This is a genomic window from Exiguobacterium sp. UBA5002, from assembly GCF_002396765.1.
In the GTDB taxonomy this organism is placed as follows: Bacteria; Bacillota; Bacilli; order Exiguobacteriales; family Exiguobacteriaceae; genus Exiguobacterium_A.
In genome coordinates this window covers 58,949-75,630 of sequence record NZ_DGYQ01000005.1, presented here as the reverse complement: position 1 = coordinate 75,630, position 16,682 = coordinate 58,949, and the positions used below count along the sequence as shown (strand labels likewise).

At 47.6% G+C, this 16,682-nt stretch carries 18 protein-coding genes; 9 read left to right on the top strand and 9 right to left on the bottom strand.

Annotated features, from left to right (window positions below; all coding sequences use genetic code 11):
- Positions 1–75 precede the first annotated feature (75 nt).
- The 5 genes from B4C70_RS01135 to B4C70_RS01115 all read left to right on the top strand — a co-directional run bounded on the left by B4C70_RS01135 (position 76) and on the right by B4C70_RS01115 (position 4,502).
- Entirely contained in the window at positions 76–372 is a 297-nt protein-coding gene (locus tag B4C70_RS01135) for a metal-sensitive transcriptional regulator (RefSeq protein WP_195866168.1), read from the top strand.
- A gap of 13 nt (positions 373–385) precedes the next feature.
- The gene (locus B4C70_RS01130) at positions 386–2,515 is read left to right on the top strand and encodes a heavy metal translocating P-type ATPase (protein ID WP_290776422.1); all 2,130 of its coding nucleotides are present in this window, start codon (positions 386–388) and stop codon (positions 2,513–2,515) included.
- The gene (locus B4C70_RS01125) at positions 2,512–2,718 is read left to right on the top strand and encodes a cation transporter (protein WP_035399161.1); all 207 of its coding nucleotides are present in this window, start codon (positions 2,512–2,514) and stop codon (positions 2,716–2,718) included. The genes B4C70_RS01130 and B4C70_RS01125 overlap by 4 nt, the downstream gene beginning before the upstream one ends.
- An 86-nt stretch (positions 2,719–2,804) precedes the next feature.
- Positions 2,805–3,029 (top strand): hypothetical protein, encoded by a 225-nt coding sequence (locus tag B4C70_RS01120; protein WP_023466807.1) that lies wholly within the window; start codon positions 2,805–2,807, stop codon positions 3,027–3,029.
- 171 nt (positions 3,030–3,200) lie between these two features.
- The gene (locus B4C70_RS01115; protein ID WP_290776420.1) at positions 3,201–4,502 is read left to right on the top strand and encodes a globin-coupled sensor protein; all 1,302 of its coding nucleotides are present in this window, start codon (positions 3,201–3,203) and stop codon (positions 4,500–4,502) included.
- A gap of 56 nt (positions 4,503–4,558) precedes the next feature.
- Here B4C70_RS01115 and B4C70_RS01110 read toward each other — a convergent pair whose 3' ends face one another.
- From B4C70_RS01110 to B4C70_RS01095, 4 genes are all read right to left on the bottom strand, one after another.
- A complete protein-coding gene (locus tag B4C70_RS01110) occupies positions 4,559–5,071 on the bottom strand; it encodes a class F sortase (RefSeq protein ID WP_290776418.1) in 513 nt (170 codons plus the stop codon).
- A 360-nt stretch (positions 5,072–5,431) separates the two neighbouring features.
- A complete protein-coding gene (speB, locus tag B4C70_RS01105) occupies positions 5,432–6,304 on the bottom strand; it encodes an agmatinase (protein WP_290776416.1) in 873 nt (290 codons plus the stop codon).
- Between the two features lie 115 nt (positions 6,305–6,419).
- Positions 6,420–7,262 (bottom strand): polyamine aminopropyltransferase, encoded by an 843-nt coding sequence (gene speE / locus B4C70_RS01100; RefSeq protein ID WP_149426674.1) that lies wholly within the window; start codon positions 7,260–7,262, stop codon positions 6,420–6,422.
- 144 nt (positions 7,263–7,406) lie between these two features.
- Positions 7,407–8,078 carry an NAD(P)H-dependent oxidoreductase gene (locus tag B4C70_RS01095; protein ID WP_290776413.1) on the bottom strand — a complete coding sequence of 224 codons (672 nt, stop codon included), beginning with the start codon at positions 8,076–8,078 and terminating at the stop codon, positions 7,407–7,409.
- A gap of 378 nt (positions 8,079–8,456) precedes the next feature.
- On the opposite strand from B4C70_RS01095, the gene B4C70_RS01090 reads away from it, so the two are divergent.
- A complete protein-coding gene (locus tag B4C70_RS01090) occupies positions 8,457–10,013 on the top strand; it encodes a BCCT family transporter (RefSeq protein WP_290776411.1) in 1,557 nt (518 codons plus the stop codon).
- Between the two features lie 90 nt (positions 10,014–10,103).
- Positions 10,104–10,949: a metallophosphoesterase gene (locus B4C70_RS01085; RefSeq protein WP_290776409.1), complete on the top strand. Its 846-nt coding sequence runs from the start codon at positions 10,104–10,106 to the stop codon at positions 10,947–10,949.
- Between the two features lie 34 nt (positions 10,950–10,983).
- Here B4C70_RS01085 and B4C70_RS01080 read toward each other — a convergent pair whose 3' ends face one another.
- Positions 10,984–11,478: a YwhD family protein gene (locus B4C70_RS01080; RefSeq protein ID WP_023466794.1), complete on the bottom strand. Its 495-nt coding sequence runs from the start codon at positions 11,476–11,478 to the stop codon at positions 10,984–10,986.
- Between the two features lie 65 nt (positions 11,479–11,543).
- Entirely contained in the window at positions 11,544–12,068 is a 525-nt protein-coding gene (locus B4C70_RS01075; RefSeq protein ID WP_023466793.1) for a hypothetical protein, read from the bottom strand.
- 168 nt (positions 12,069–12,236) lie between these two features.
- Between B4C70_RS01075 and B4C70_RS01070 the strand changes: the two genes are divergently transcribed.
- Together B4C70_RS01070 and B4C70_RS01065 are read left to right on the top strand one after the other, a co-directional pair.
- The gene (locus B4C70_RS01070) at positions 12,237–12,422 is read left to right on the top strand and encodes a 2-hydroxymuconate tautomerase (RefSeq protein ID WP_023466792.1); all 186 of its coding nucleotides are present in this window, start codon (positions 12,237–12,239) and stop codon (positions 12,420–12,422) included.
- A gap of 72 nt (positions 12,423–12,494) precedes the next feature.
- Complete coding sequence (locus tag B4C70_RS01065) at positions 12,495–13,139, top strand: NAD(P)-dependent oxidoreductase (RefSeq protein WP_290776407.1); 645 nt, start codon at positions 12,495–12,497, stop codon at positions 13,137–13,139.
- A gap of 55 nt (positions 13,140–13,194) precedes the next feature.
- Here B4C70_RS01065 and B4C70_RS01060 read toward each other — a convergent pair whose 3' ends face one another.
- The 3 genes from B4C70_RS01060 to B4C70_RS01050 form a co-directional block, all read right to left on the bottom strand.
- On the bottom strand, positions 13,195–14,373 hold the full coding sequence (locus B4C70_RS01060; RefSeq protein WP_290776405.1) for a NupC/NupG family nucleoside CNT transporter: 1,179 nt from the start codon (positions 14,371–14,373) through the stop codon (positions 13,195–13,197).
- Between the two features lie 122 nt (positions 14,374–14,495).
- Positions 14,496–15,353 carry a phosphotransferase family protein gene (locus tag B4C70_RS01055; RefSeq protein WP_290776403.1) on the bottom strand — a complete coding sequence of 286 codons (858 nt, stop codon included), beginning with the start codon at positions 15,351–15,353 and terminating at the stop codon, positions 14,496–14,498.
- Positions 15,350–16,657: an HD domain-containing protein gene (locus B4C70_RS01050; protein ID WP_290776401.1), complete on the bottom strand. Its 1,308-nt coding sequence runs from the start codon at positions 16,655–16,657 to the stop codon at positions 15,350–15,352. The genes B4C70_RS01055 and B4C70_RS01050 overlap by 4 nt, the downstream gene beginning before the upstream one ends.
- Positions 16,658–16,682: the final 25 nt, after the last annotated feature.

Here is a 16,682-nt window from a genome sequence, read left to right as displayed (position 1 = left end):
AGCTAAATACTGGTACCCCCCATACCTATATGTTACAGTGAAGATAACAACAAGATTACTAAAGGAGGTACGACTATGACACACGATCACCCCGTCGTTCCACGAACGAACGAAGAACAAGATGCGTTGATGAAACGACTAAAGCGCATCGAAGGGCAAGTCCGCGGGATTGCCAATATGGTATCTGAAGATCGGTATTGCATCGATATCTTAACACAAACGGCATCGATTCAAGCAGCATTACGACAAGTCGAACTACAAATCATCGAACGTCATGTCAAGATGTGCATGCATGAAGTCGCCACCCGTCAAGACAGTACGGACGCTTACGTCGATGAGTTGATGGCGGTCATCGCTCGATTGAAAAAGTAAGGAGGGGTTTCTGATGTCAAAAACAATTGAGTTTGATATTGAAGGGATGACGTGTGCCGCCTGCTCCGCCCGGATTGAAAAAGTCCTCAACCGGATGGACGGGGTCGAAGCCACGGTCAACTTGCCGCTTGAAACCGCTCGTGTCTCGATTTCTGATGCCTATGACGATCAAGCAATCATCGAAAAAATCCGAAAAATCGGCTACGGGGCAACGGTCAAACAAGCACCACACGCAACAAAATCGAATCGCCGGATGCTCTATCGCTTTATCATCGCGGCTATTCTATCGTTACCGTTGCTCGCGAGCATGCTGACGCATATTCCGAACAGTCCGTTCCACCTTCCATTCTTAATGAATCCGTGGCTACAGTTTGCTTTAGCGACACCGGTGCAATTCATCATCGGAGCGCCCTTCTATAGTGGGGCTTATAAAAGTTTACGGAGTGGGAGTGCCAACATGGATGTCCTCGTTGCACTCGGAACATCGGCAGCCTACTTTTATTCCGTTGCTGAAATGCTACTCGTCTCTGATATGCCGCATCTCTACTTTGAGACGAGTGCGATTCTGATTACACTCGTCTTACTCGGGAAAGTCCTCGAAGATCGTGCGAAACAACAGACGACGGGAGCGATTAAAAGTCTGCTCTCCCTACAAGCAAAAGAAGCCGTCGTCTTAGAGAACGGACAGGAACGAACGGTCTCCATCGATGCAATTCAAACTGGGATGATCTTACTCGTAAAACCTGGGAATAAAATTCCGACAGATGGTGTCATTCGTGCAGGCGACGCGTATCTCGATGAGTCGATGTTGACCGGTGAATCTGCGCCTATTCATAAAACGGTTGGAGCATCCGTCATTGGCGGTACGCTGAATACGAATGGATCTTTACAAGTCGAAGCGACAAAGATCGGACAAGCGACGGTTCTCGCACAAATCATTCGCGTCGTCGAACAAGCGCAGACTGAAAAGGCACCGATTCAACGACAAGCCGATCGAATTTCTGGTGTGTTCGTGCCGATCGTCGTTGCCATCGCGCTTCTGACGTTAGCCGCTTGGTGGATGATCAGTGGATCCTTTGCGGAAGCGATTCGTCCTGCCATCGCGGTGCTCGTCATCGCTTGTCCATGTGCACTCGGACTTGCGACACCGACTTCGATCATGGTCGGAACCGGAAAAGGGGCTGAACGAGGGATTCTCTTTAAAGGGGGCGCTCAACTCGAGAATCTTCAACATGTCGATGCTGTCGTCTTTGATAAGACCGGAACACTGACAGTCGGTCGCCCTGTCGTCGTCGAAACGTTCGGTACGGAGACAGCGCTCGATTTCGCTGCTGCGCTTGAACGGCAATCGGAACACCCTCTTGCTCGCGCCATCACAGCAGAACGGGATGTCGTCTTTGATATCGAACGGTTCCACGTCGAATCAGGACGTGGGATCACAGGACAAATCATGGGACATGATCTCATCGTCGGATCGGCGCGAATGATGCAGGAACGAAACATCGTTCTTCCTGATTGGACATCACCTGGAGCGACTCTCGTATACGTCGCTGTCGATGGAGAAGTCGCGGCCGGATACGCCATCCGTGACGCGCTAAAAGATTCAGCGAAAGAAACGATCCAGCGTTTGCGCCAGACAAAAGAAGTATATCTCTTGACCGGTGACCGCCGGGAAGTCGCCGATCATTTAGCAACAGAACTGGGACTGGATCCAGCGTTCGTCTTTGCTGACGTTTTGCCGATTGAAAAGGCAGATGTCATTCAGTCACTTCAACAAACGAAACGTGTCGCGATGGTCGGAGACGGTATCAATGATGCCCCTGCTCTCGTAACAGCAGATGTCGGCATCGCGCTCGGTAGCGGAACGGATGTCGCTCTTGAAGCAGCCGACGTGACGTTGCTTGGACACGACTTAAAACAAGTTTTACTTGCGATCGAGCTGAGTGAGCAGACGATGAAAAACATTCGTCAAAATCTCGTCTTCGCACTTGGCTACAATACGATTGGCATTCCGGTCGCTTTTCTCGGTCTGCTTGCCCCATGGCTTGCGGGTGCCGCGATGGCATTCAGCTCTGTCTCTGTCGTGACGAATGCGTTACGATTAAAACGTACCCCACTATCTGAAGGAGGAACTTCATCATGAAAGAAACAACGTTATCTGTCATCGGTATGACATGCAACCACTGTAAAGCGAGTGTCGAATCCGCTCTATCTGAAGTCGAAGGTGTCCAACAGGCAACTGTCTCACTCGAACAAAACCAGGTTACAGTCCAGCACGAGGATGTTCCTCGTGAACGTCTCGTCGATGCGATCGAAGAAATCGGCTACGATGTACCGACTGCTTAAATTTTCATGCCAAACTGCTTCTAACACGCAGTTTGGCTTTTTTATTTTTTGAAAAGCGGGAATGTACGGAGTAAGGAGGGGTTCGTATGGTACCGAAAATCGAATTCGTAGAACACTTCGACGACAACAAAGGAAAACGATTTAAAATCGAACTTTGGAATCTCGGAACCTTCACATTCAGTGCCGAGTCAGCTCGTGGACCTGTCACCCGTTTCACCTCCATTGACATTCAATTCGTTCAAGCTTGCGTTCAACGAATGCGCTCGATCGTGGACGCTAAAAAAGCATTTCAGGAAGATCAACCGGTCTAATCCTGTTCTTTTTCTATTCTCCTCATGGCACTTGCCATGAGTTTTTTTGTTTCCGGTCAATGTATTTCAATATTCTCGTCTTTTTTTCGAAAACCAGTATCGCTTCGTCAAGATGAACCGATAAGAGACAGACATCATTTTATTCACATCTTGAGTATTGGAGGCAACTACGTGCGTAACCCTTTTAAAAGTAAGACTACTGCGGCTTATCAAGCTACCATTGGCTTTCCTGATTCCCGTCTCATCACAAAGACGGCAGATCCTGATCTCACATCCCGTCTCGTATACATGGGATATACAGAAGAACAGCTACAGACGCTCAAATCGATGGCACCTGTCGTTCAAGGCATCTTAGATGAGGTCCTCGAGCAAGTGCTTGACCATCTATTATTGAACCCAGAGATGGCAACGATCGCGAAACAATCATCGACACGCGAACGACTGAAGAAAGTCTTCGCCGACTACTTCACGAGTCTACTGACAGGAAACATGGACGAGTCATTCCTCGCGATGCGGATGCGAATGGGACAGACGCATAAACATAACTTCGTTCCTGTCACTTGGTTCATCGCCTCGTATGCTGCGTTTCAGACGTTGTTGATTCCAAAAATCGTCGAACATTATCAGCATGACCCAGCGCAACTGACGACAGCCGTACTCGCTTTGACACATGCGATGAACTTAGATGCTCAAATCGTGACGAGCCAGTATGTCGATTCTCGTCTTCATGAAGTGACAGCAGCGAACGAGTCGCGTCGTCAACTTTTGACAGACGTCGTTCGTGTCAGTCAAGAAGTTGCCAGTTCCGTCGAGCACACGGATCATGCCATCATTGAGACGAGCCGTCGCGCCTCACAAGTATTAGCAGAAACAGCTCAGACAGAGCAGACGAGTCAGCAGCTCGTCCAAATGACGATTGCCAACGAACGACAGATGCAACAGATGGAGCAACAATTCGCTCAATCGACACAACAAGTCGGTACTTCGCTTGAAAGCATCCATGAATTGAAGACGACGTCGGATGACATCGTCCAGATGACGCAAAGCATCGAAGCAATCGCCAATCAGACAAACTTACTCGCGTTGAATGCTTCGATTGAAGCAGCACGTGCCGGTGAACACGGTAAAGGTTTTGCTGTCGTCGCGACCGAAGTCCGGAACCTTGCTGAAAATGCCAAGTCATTAAGTAGCAGTATCAATGGTCTGATTCAAAAGAACAATGGTAATATCACACAACTCGTTTCTCAGATGGAAGACATCACACGTGCCAACACCGCATCTCAGCAAGAATTGCAACAAGTCAAACAAGGAATCCAAACCGTCAAGAGTGAGATGGAAAACTCCCTCACCTTATTTGGACGAAACAAGGAAAACCTCGGACAAATCGTCGAGACGATCCAAGGTCTCAGTAAGACGACACAAGGATTGACGACACTGACGACGGATCTTGTCGCTGCGTCCGAAACACATTAAAAAATAGGCAATTCTTATTCTCGGTTTTAACCGAAATAAGAATTGCCTATTTTACTTTACTCGTCTTGTTCTGCTGTGACGACAAGACGCTGATCGTATCCTTTTGATTCTGAAAACGTACCTATACATGAAATGAGCGTCAGTTTATTCATGACGGTCGCACCGAAGATTGATCCGACAGGTGCTTCATCGACAGGATAGGACATGACGTTCGTCACCACGTACGATACCTGTTGTCCTGCTTTTCCCGTCACTTCAATCCGTTGCCCTTTTTTCATCTTGGCTAAATCATAAAAAACAGCGGGACCTTCTTGATCATCCAAGTGTCCGGCTAGTACGACATTTCCGGTTTGTCCGGCTTTTGCTCCGTACTTATACCAAGCAACCTGATCGGTCTGTTTCGGAACATCCATCCGGCCTTGTTTATCTTTCCCGACGACTTCGATGTTCGCTTTCACATCGAGCGTCGGAATTGTAATACGCGTTGGTATGAACGCCTCTTCATCCACCTTTTCAGATGGAGTGGACGAAGAAGACGTCGTTGTTTCAAGCTTCTTCGACCGCCTCAATTTCCGATACAGCCTCATCACGGTTAAGTAGCTATCTATCCGTCTTACTCCTGACGTTCTTGAACCCGATGACGATCACACTGTTCCTGGCGTTGTTCGCACGATTTAAATTGACGATGACGAACGGACAGGATGCCTTTTTGTTTCTAATCGGTATTTTTTCTCGGTTCTGCCACTTGGTGGGTCATTCTAGCGAACATCACGCACCTGCTCAAGCACCAGCTTGCGACACCCACTTTACGTATCATCCAGTGGACGTCTGCCAGTCTAATCATCGGATTCGGTGCGTTCGGGGTCATTCAGTTCTTCTTCTGAGCAAAACAAAAGAGACCGACATCACGTCCGGTCTCTTTTGCTTTTTCATTTAATGAATCCAATCATCATTTCGCGTAATACTTTCGCTGCCGCGATCGCTGTCATGTCGGATTGATCGTACGCTGGGCATACTTCTACCAAATCCGCGCCGATGACGTCGACGTCTGCTCGCGAGATCATGTGAACGACTTCAAGTAATTCCTTCGTTGTCACTCCACCGATTTCTTGTGTCCCTGTCCCTGGTGCTGCTGACGGATCAAGAACATCGATGTCGATCGTAACGTAGACCTTTTTACCGGCAAGTGTCGGAAGGACTTGACGAAGCGGCTCGACGATCTCGTATTTGAAGAGGTTGTAACCTGATGTCTTCGCCCATTCGAACTCTTCTTTCATACCTGAACGAATTCCGAATGAATAGCAGTTCTCTGGTCCGATCAAGTTCGCGATCTTCTTGAGTGGCGTCGAGTGCGACAATGGCTCTCCTTCATATTCGTCTCGTAAGTCCGTATGCGCATCAAAGTGAAGTACGACAAAATCATTATAGTGTTTATCGAACGCTTTGACGACGGGCCATGTGACTAAATGTTCGCCACCCATACCGAGCGGGAACTTGCCTGCTGTCAGTAACGAATCGACGTATTCTTCAATCATATCAAGTGACTTTTGAGCATTCCCGAATGGTAACGGGATATCTCCCGCGTCAAACAATTTTGCGTCAGCGATGTCACCATCTAAGTACGGGCTATATTCTTCTAAACCAAGTGAGACTTCACGGATACGTGCCGGACCGAATCGTGAACCCGGACGGAAACTGACCGTCCAGTCCATCGGCATGCCGTACAAAATTCCTTTTGCATCTTCGTGAGTCGGTTGACTCGCGATAAAGACTTTTCCTGAATATGCTTCATCAAAACGCATGATCCATTCCTCCTGTTCATTTGCCGTTTGCTGATGCAAACGCCTGTTTACCTGACAACAGAGCGATTTCGAAGATCGAAACCGCTCTGTTCATGTGTGTCTATAGTGACTGAACTCAGCCGTTCGTCAAATCTTTAACGAACTTCGGTAGCGCGAAAGCTGCCGTGTGAAGCTCAGGCGTATAATACTTCGTGTCGATCTCGTGGAAACGCTCTGCTGCAACTGCAAGCGGATCATGTTTCTTTGATCCGATCGTGAACGTCCAAAGACCACTTGGGTATGTCGGAACGTTAGCGATGTAGAGCTTCGTGATCGGGAAGATTTCTTTGACGTCGCGTTGAACATCACGGATCAAGTCTGGTGTGAACCATGGGTTATCCGATTGTGCGACGAAAATGCCGTCTTCTTTTAATGCTTTTGAAATACCAGAATAGAAGCCTTTCGTAAACAAGTTGACCGCTGGACCAACTGGTTCTGTCGAGTCGACCATGATGACATCATACTCGTTTTCTGCTTCTGCGATATGCATGAATCCATCCCCAACGATGACTTCGACGCGTGCATCGTCCAATCCACCTGCAATGTTCGGGAGGTATTTTTTCGAATACTCAATGACTTTTCCGTCGATTTCAACCAAAACAGCTTTTTCGACGGACGGGTGTTTCAAGACTTCACGGATGACTCCGCCGTCTCCTCCACCAACGACCAGAACCGATTTTGGATTCGGGTGTGTGAATAATGGGACGTGCGCGACCATCTCGTGGTAAACGAACTCGTCCTTATCTGTCGTCATGACCATTCCGTCAAGTAACAACATCGTACCGAACTCGTCCGTTTCAACCATCTCTAGGCGTTGAAACTCCGTTTGTTCGCTCTCATAAACGTGGTTGACACGGAATGTGATACCGTAATCTTCCGTTTGGTGTTCCGTGAACCATAACTTTAATTTTTGTTCCATTTGCGATAGAACCCCTTTCTTTCATCAAGACAAAAGTTGTTCGTATGCGAGTGGCGTTTACGGCGCTTCTTAATCATACAAATGCGAGTATACCGAATTTCGAAAGAAACTTCTATATAATTCGAAAATTTTTGTCTTTCGTCTTTACTCGACGAACGTCACGATTTCATCAAGCGGACGACGTTGCTTCTCACGTTTGGGTTCGTCTGCCCGGTAACCGAATGCGACCATGACCGGCACCGTGAAAACAGAACGATCAAGCAGTCCACGATCGACGAGTAATTGCTCGACAGCTTGCTGGTCGAATCCTTCGATCGGGCATGAATCGACACCGATTTGTGCTGCCGTCGACATCATGTTCCCAAGTGCGATATAGGCTTGTTTAGCTGCCCAGTCTTCCATCGCTTTCGGGTTATCACCAATCGCGAAATCCTCCTCTAAAAACAGACCGTAACGCTTCGTCCATCCAGCTTTCGCTTCTTCGGATAAACCAAGGAAATCCATCATCTGCTTGACATGCGGACCATTTGCCTGCATTTGTTCTCCGGTACGGGCGAGGAACAAGACGAAGTGACTCGCTGTCGGCAATTGTCCTTGTGCGCCCCAAGAAATTTCTTTTAAGGCTTCTCGGATTTCTGGATTTTGAATAACGAGCATGTTCCATGGCTCATATCCGAACGAGCTCGGTGACAGACGCGCCGTTTCTAAAATGAACCGGAAATCGTCTTCCGGGATCATTTGACCATTAAATGCCTTTGTCGCATGACGAGATTGAAATGCTTCAAGAATTGTTTGTTTTTGTTGTTGTTTTTCCATGAGAAATGCCTCCTTCAAAATGATGACTGCTTTTGTTATATCAAATCTGATTTTAGACCGCCTCTGATTTGCTCATATCAAGCTTTACGTTAGTTTTAAGACGAAACGGGAAATAATAGTATTAACGTTTTCTTTTTCTTTATTTCCACATTATTTTAAAAACGCTTGATTGCAATCTTTTTTGCTTAACCTTCCTTGAAAAACATTGATTTCTTTATTCTCATTTCCCGGTCAATTTGCTTTTCCACACAAATGTTTGTTACGGTAGTACCCTGCGTGATTAGGTTTTGTTATCGGAACGATGGGGTAATGATAATGTCGTTGCCATCATTTGATACAGAACAACTATGTAAAATTCGAAAGAAGGTGTGGAACACGATGGAAAATAATCGAAAAAGTAAGATCACAAAAGTCTTTATGGTATCCGTCATTTTCTGTGTGCTCTTTACCATATGGGGAATCTTACCGGAATCCCTAATCGGTGCAGCTAGTCTCGGAAATGTCACAGCTCAAGCACAATCCTTTGTCTCTAACGGATTTGGCTGGCTTTATCTTCTCGGCATGAGTGCTTTTTTAATCATTGCTATCTTTTTAATCTTTTCCCGCTTCGGTTCAATCCGACTCGGTAAGGATTCGGACCGTCCTGAATATGGTCTCATTTCTTGGTTTGCGATGCTCTTCAGTGCTGGTATGGGAATCGGTCTTGTCTTCTGGGGTGTCTCAGAGCCATTGACGCACTTCCATACACCGCCAGTCGCAACAGATGATCCAACGGAAGCAGCACGCCTCGCGATGCGCTATTCATTCTTCCACTGGGGATTACATCCTTGGGCATTATACGCGATCGTCGCGCTTGCGATCGCTTACTCGACATTCCGAAAAGGACGTCCTGCTACGATTGGTGACACGGTCGCTTCACTGATGAAGCCTCGGTATGCTTCTGCCGGTAAAGGTACCGTCGAAGTACTCGCCATCGTCGCAACGGCATTTGGTGTCGCGACGTCGCTCGGTCTCGGAGCACAACAAATCTCAGGTGGATTGAACTTCCTAACGAGTAGTATTCCCAACTCCTTCCTGACACAAATGATTATCATTGTCGTTGTGTCAGTACTTTACATGATGAGTGCGGCATCAGGACTCGATAAAGGAATCGTTCGTCTCAGTAACGCCAACATCGTCCTCGCCGTTATGTTGATGATTGGCGTCCTGTTCCTCGGACCGTTCAGTTTCATCATGGACCTTTTCGTGCAAACAACAGGTGCTTATTTGCAAAACTTACCGGTCATGAGTTTCCGGGCATCTGCCTTTAATCCAGACGAACGCGGCTGGATCAACGATTGGACGATCTTCTACTGGGCATGGTGGATTTCCTGGTCACCATTCGTCGGTACGTTCATCGCCCGTGTCTCGAAAGGACGGACGATTCGTGAGTTCGTCATCGGCATCATGCTCGTTCCAACGATCTTTGGTCTCCTTTGGTTCTCTGTCTTCGGTGGATCAGCGATTTGGAACGAATTGTTCCAAAATGTCGATCTGATCTCGACGGTCAACGATAAAGGGGTCGAAACTGGAATGTTCGCATTGTTTGAGACATTCGGTGGCTTAGGTACGTTCCTCAGTATCGTCGCCGTCTTCTTGATCACGACGTTCTTCATCACTTCGGCTGACTCCGCGACGTACGTTCTCGGTATGCTATCGTCTGGCGGTAGCCTGATGCCAAGCTTACGCATCAAGCTTGCTTGGGGTGTCATCCAGTCTTCAATCGCCGCTGTCTTACTTTATGCCGGAGGATTGAGTGCCCTACAGGCAGCAGCTGTTCTAGCCGCCTTCCCGTTCATCTTCGTCGTCGGAATGATGGTCATCGCTTTGTTCAAGGACTTATCGGATGAACCCGATGCGCAAAAAGAAGTCACCGATTTAAAACAAGATGCCTAAATCATTTTGATTTCCTCCTTCCGTCGCATACGGAAGGAGGTCTTTTTTGTTATCCTGAATTATGCGAAGTAGAAAGAAATGAGGTGGCTTATGCGAAAACGTACACGCTGGCTAGTATCCCTCAGCGTCCTCGCCTTAGGAAGCTGGTTTTTATATCGTGAAAATAACGTCATTGATGTCTCACGGATGATGGTCACGTCGAGTCGCTTACCGGAAGCGTTTGATGGTTATCGCGTCGTGCAGATCGCAGATTTACATGGCAAGGCGTTCGGGAATGAACAAAAACGACTACTGAAGAAAATTGATCGCGAAAAGCCGGATCTCGTTGTCATGACTGGCGATTTGATTGACTCGAGGCGAAACGGTGAAGAAGCTGTCCTTACACTCATGAAAGCGCTCGTTGATCGCTATCCGGTCTACTTCGTCACCGGGAATCATGAGGTGCGACTCAATCTAACAATTTTGCCAAAGCTTGAACAACTGGGTGTCACCGTTCTCCGGAATGAATCGCGCGTCATCGAATACCAAGGTCAATCGATTTCGCTGATCGGTATCGATGACCCGACGACGACACGTTGGCGCGAAGGGCTATCGGAACCGGATGGGATTCGTCAAAGTCTCGATCAAGCACTGCAAGACGTGTCACCTGATGCGTTTCAGCTCTTGCTTGCGCATCGTCCGGAATATAAATCCTTGTATGCGGAGCGTTCCGTTGATCTCGTCTTGTCCGGTCATGCGCACGGCGGGCAGATCCGCCTGCCGTTTACCGAAGGTCTGTATGCGCCTGGTCAAGGATTCTTTCCAGCGGTGACGGCAGGTCGCTATCAGGAACAACAGACGGAACTGATCGTCAGTCGCGGTCTCGGGAACAGCCTGTTTCCGTTTCGTCTGTTCAATCATCCAGAACTCGTCGTCCTGACGCTAAAACGACCATAAAAAAAGAACGTGTGCCGCGGCACACGTTCTTTTTTTAGACCAACGCTTCATGTAAAGCAGCGTCAGCATTTTCCCACATCTCAGGTTTATGTGTCTGCAAGAAATCACGTAATAATTCCTTTGAACGCTCATCCATGTGATCGACGACGATCCGCCCTTTAAGGGATTTATCCATCTTATTGACATGATCAGCAAGAATCTTGAATCCGCGACGCGCTTCCGCATCGACTAGCAGATCGCAGGCAGCGACACCACCATAATAGAATCCTTCTGGCTTACGACCGACCGTCACCCAGACGATCCAGTACAATTTACCGTTTGGCGTATCGGCTTTGTCCGTCGTGAACTTGACGCGTTTCTCGATTGCTGCTTTCGCGTGCATCGCACCCATATCGATGTAAGCTTCGCCGTCTTCCGGAGAAATGATGACGGGTGACATACTGTTTAAACTGAGTGTTCCGACACCAAATCCTCCGTGACCGTCTGTAGAGTTATCTGAAATGATATTGAAGTTAATCTTTTTTTCCATCGTGTTTTGTCCCCTTTTAATCCTGTTGCTTCTATCATACCGTATTCCGAGGTGTCTGCAACCAGTCACTCATAACGAAGTAACTGTAATTGTTCCTCTGATGCTCGGCGAATCGTCGGGAGACGATAACACGTCATGGATGCAATTTCCTCGTGAGCCGGGGGATTGACCTCTTCAAGATGAAGCAAAGCGCGGTCAAACAGAGTTTGCGCCGCACGACCGAACAAAAAGAGACGTTCCAGCGAAGAACACCGCGATCGAATCGCACGTAACTGATGCGCCAGTTCTCGCACTTTCGCCTCGACCTCTTCTTCCATGTCAGCCGTCGGTTTTCGATTTTGAAACAACGGTTTGAAACGTACATCGTCTTCAAGCAACGTCAACATCCCGTATCGCTTTGCTTCTTTTTGATTCAGCAGTTGAGCGAGTTCTTTATCCGTTACGAGTCGTCCGAATGGAATGTTCTGTTCAAAGACGATATCTGCGACTTCGAGTCCTTTAGCACCAGACAACGGATAATTCGTATCTTCCGGTAACGCCCGATCAAAAATCAGTAACGTATGAATCTTCTTCCGTATGATTGCGTCCATATGTCTCTCCTTTTCTGCCGTATGTGTATGACTACCTTCGCTTCCGACAAGAATAGCTCCTACCTTATACCCTTCTTTTTCGAAAACGATGTTCGAATTGACGAATCCCCTATCGAATGCGCTATACTGATGGCGTATCGTCATCATGCTAGAGGGGGAAATGAAGTCATGCCATATGTTACGGTTAAAATGTTATCGGGTCGTACAGTCGAACAAAAACGTGCCTTGATTGAAAAAGTCACGGAAGCAGTGTCGGAAACGACGAATGCTCCTAAAGAAAACATCACGGTCTTCATCGAAGAGATGGAAAAAACAGATTACGGTCAAGCTGGCGTCATGTTCGCGGATAAATAACCAACAAGAGACGTCCGGTCGTTACCGCACGTCTCTTTTTCCCATCTACTTGATCTCTAAGGAGGAAAACTTATGACTACTGTTACTGTACTTGGTGCGACCGGTCGAACAGGTCGACCTTTGATTGATCGGTTATTAGAAAACGGCTACGACGTTCGTGTACTCGTTCGTTCCGCGTCACCGGACTTACCGGTCCATGACCGACTTCACGTCCTGACAGGAGATGCGACAAATCCAGAGGATCTCGAACAAGCACTCGCAGGAAGCACCGCTGTCTTCAGTTGTCTCGGTACCGATCAACAGCAGGTCCTCTCGACAGCGATTCCACATCTTGTCACGAAGATGAAGGAAGCAGGCATCGAACGGATCGTCTTCATTGGTACAGCAGGCATTCTCGATGCATCAGAAGAACCAGGGAAGTATCGTTTCCAATCGAGTGAGTCTCGTCGACGCTCGACGATTGCAGCCGAGGATCACTTGAAAGCTTATCTGACTCTAAAGGATGCAGACGTCGACTTCACCGTCATCTGTCCAACACAACTGTCGGAAGACAAAGCACTTGCTGCTGACGACCTATTGATCGAGACGACACGTTTCACTGCACCGACAGGTCCGATTCCCCGGGAAAACGTCGCACAGTTCGCCTTTGAAGTTTATCGTGACGGAACACATCATCGTGTCCGTGTCGGGATTGCTTCGCATGGATCAACTGAATGAAAAACAAAAAGAGCAATGGATCTGCTGATCCATTGCTCTTTCATATGTGTAACGATTATAGCAAGACGCTGACGACGATTGCCGTCAAGACACTGACGAGTGTTGCGCCGTAGAGTAACTTCAGACCAAAACTAGCCGCAACGCTTCCTTGGCGGTCGTTCAATCCTTTAACCGCACCAGCGATGATTCCGATCGACGAGAAGTTCGCAAACGAGATCAAGAAGACAGACACGATTCCGAGTGTGCGTTCCGAGAATTCTTTTGAGTACTCTGGAAGGCTCAACATCGCAACGAATTCGTTCGTGATCAATTTCGTTGCCATGACACTACCGGCACTGACAGCTTCCGCCCATGGAACACCCATGATGAATGCGAATGGTGCAAAGATGTATCCGAGAATTTCTTGGAACGAGATACCGAGAACCATCAGGAAGATATCGTTGACCATTCCGATCAAAGCATTGTAACCAATCAACATCGCACCAACGATGATTGCGACTTTGAATCCATCCATGATGTATTCGCCGAGCATTTCGAAGAACGTTTGCTTCTCTTCGACGATTTCAAGAATATCTTCTTCCGGGTCAACCGTGTATGGGTTGATGATTGAGACGATCATGAAACCACCGAACAAGTTCAAGACGATTGCTGTAACGACATATTTTGGTTCTACCATCGTCATGTACGCACCGACGATTGACATCGAAACCGTCGACATTGCTGATGCACACAATGTGTAAAGACGGTTTGCTGGTAATTGACCAATTTGTTTTTTTACTGTGATGAATACTTCTGATTGTCCGATCGCAGCTGAAGCAACCGCGTTGTAAGACTCGAGACGCCCCATCCCGTTGATTTTCGACAAGACAAAACCAATCCCACGCATCAAGATCGGTAAAATCTTTGTGAATTGCAAAATTCCGATCAAGGCAGAGATGAAAACGATTGGTAGCAGGACGTTAATGAAGAACGGTTGTGCACCTTCGTTCGCTAGTCCACCAAAGACGAAATCAATCCCGATTGCCGCATAACTCAGCAGTTTTTCAAAGACTTTCGCGAAGCCACGAATGACGATATATCCGAACGATGTATTGAGTAAAATGAACCCAAGTACGAGCTGAAGAACTAGCATGACCGCAAGCGGTTTCAATTTGATGCCTTTACGATTGCTGCTGACAAGGAGCGCCAAACCAAAAACGATAGCCAGTCCGAGTAGTGCGATAAGATATTTCATGAAGTACCCCTCTATCTATTAGTTGTTTATCAGTTGTACATTCGTACGATGTCTGACGTTTAATTTCTTTCCAAGTAATAGAATAATCAATATTTCGAAGAACTACAAGAGGAAAAGTTCATTTAGTAACCGCTTTCGTTATTTTCATAGACTTTCAAGACAAATTTTTCCAAGCGCTCCCGAACATTGTCCTGACTAAGGTTTTGCTTTCCATATGCTTTCCACCCCGGATAGATGTCGATCGTTTCAGGTCCAAAATCAAAAATAGCCCGAATATCCCACGCGTGATCGTAAGAACGTTTCGTCTGTTTAAGGTAACTTTTTAAAAAATGATCCGCCATCTCGACGGATTCGAGCAAGGCAAGATTCAAACGACAATGCGCAAGGTCGACTTCAATGGGACCTACACACGCATTAATCCAATCAATCGTATGACACGTTCCATTCATTTCGTATAACACATTGACCGGATGAAAATCCCGATGAATAAACCGGATCGTTTGACTTTCGTCCGGTTCGACCGCCAGTAGCTGACGCCATCTCTCCGGATACTGCGTCCAAGTCGGAACGTGACGTTCCGTCGCATACGGCTGATAGACATACCGAGATTCGGGTACCGGTAGCGCATGGATCGCAACAAGCATCTGTGCCAGTCGTTCGACATACTGCTCATCCACCTGATCAAGCCGGATCTCTCCCGGTGAACGCGTCATATATAACCACGGCGGGACTTCGTCTCTAACATCGGTTTGATAGTCCAACACATCTGGTGCTAAGTCACCTGCTGCTTGTAACGCAAACACTTCATGCAAGACAAGATCCGGCTCCTCATGTAGCCAGTCTTGATTCGTATGGACGCGAAGAATTCCCTCACCGACTCGAAAAACAAGGGAGGATGTCGCGCCTTTTAAGACTTCGACCTCTCCTCCCTCCTGTCCAAGCTGTTGCAAGATTTTCGTAAGGACAGCGGACGATATCATGATGTCACGCTGCCAATCAATAACTGGTCGATCTGCATCTTCTCATTCGCATGCTCGCGCAAGTCGTGCAAAATTTCTTGCGGGAAGAACAGCTTCTCATCAGTCTGGCGTGACGTCGCAATGGCTTGAACGAGCGGTGAAACTTGCGAAATCTCTTTCATTTGCCCATCCTTCATCTGCAACATGATCGGCTGCTTACTGATTTCCCCGTTATCTCCATATAAATCGTAAGGAAGACGACTGAGTTTATCTTCAAGCAGATAATAGGTCGGATTCAAGCCGATTGCTTCGAACAACTCACACAACTTATCGTGGACGAGTTCACGTTTTTCAGCCGGATAATCGACATACTTGAACAACTTCCGGTCAACGAATCGCCCCGAGAGATCTGCAAGGATCGGATCCTGTTCATTCGCCCACTGCTGAAAATAGAAGTAGACGATTGTCTCATCGAGCCCAAGGAAATCACGCAACTCCATCTTCTGATCAAATAGCGGCATCAAATGGATTGGTGCGATCGCAAACGGATATGCGGACAGGTACAACTCCTGCGCCCGCTCAAGAATAGCCTTTAATAGGTAATCACTCGATCGTGTCACCGGATGCAGGTAGACTTGCCAATACATCTGATACCGCCGCATGATGTAGTCTTCGATCGAATGCATTCCCGATTGTTTGACGACCATCTGATTATGGGCCGGACGCAATACCCGAAGCATCCGCTCGAGATCGAATTTTCCGTAGCTGACACCGGCAAAATGCGCATCGCGCAATAAATAATCCATCCGGTCGACGTCGAGTTGTGAGCTGATCATCGTAACAAGCAGTTGATTCGGGTGCGTCTTGTTGATGATCGACGCCACTTCTTCCGCAAATCCGTCTCCGACTTGGTCGAGGACTTTCTTGATTTCCGTATCCCCGAGAATGATCTGCTCCGTCCACGTCTCGTGATTAACACCGAAGACGTTCTCGAATGCGTGCGAAAACGGACCGTGTCCGACATCGTGTAAGAGTGCCGCAGCCAGCGTCAACTCACGGTACTGATCGTCCCAATCGGCGCGACCGTTGAAGACATCGATCAGTTGACGCGTGATTTCATAGACACCGAGCGAATGATGGAACCGTGTGTGCTCTGCTCCATGAAACGTCAAAAAGGATGTTCCGAGTTGTTTGATTCGGCGTAGTCGCTGAAATTCACGTGTACCGATCAGTTGCCAAATCAACTGATCACTGACATAGATATAGCGATGAACCGGATCCTTGAAGACCTTCGTTTCCTTTAATTGTCCTAATGATTGATACATATGTTTCTCTCCTTTAAATCGTGTC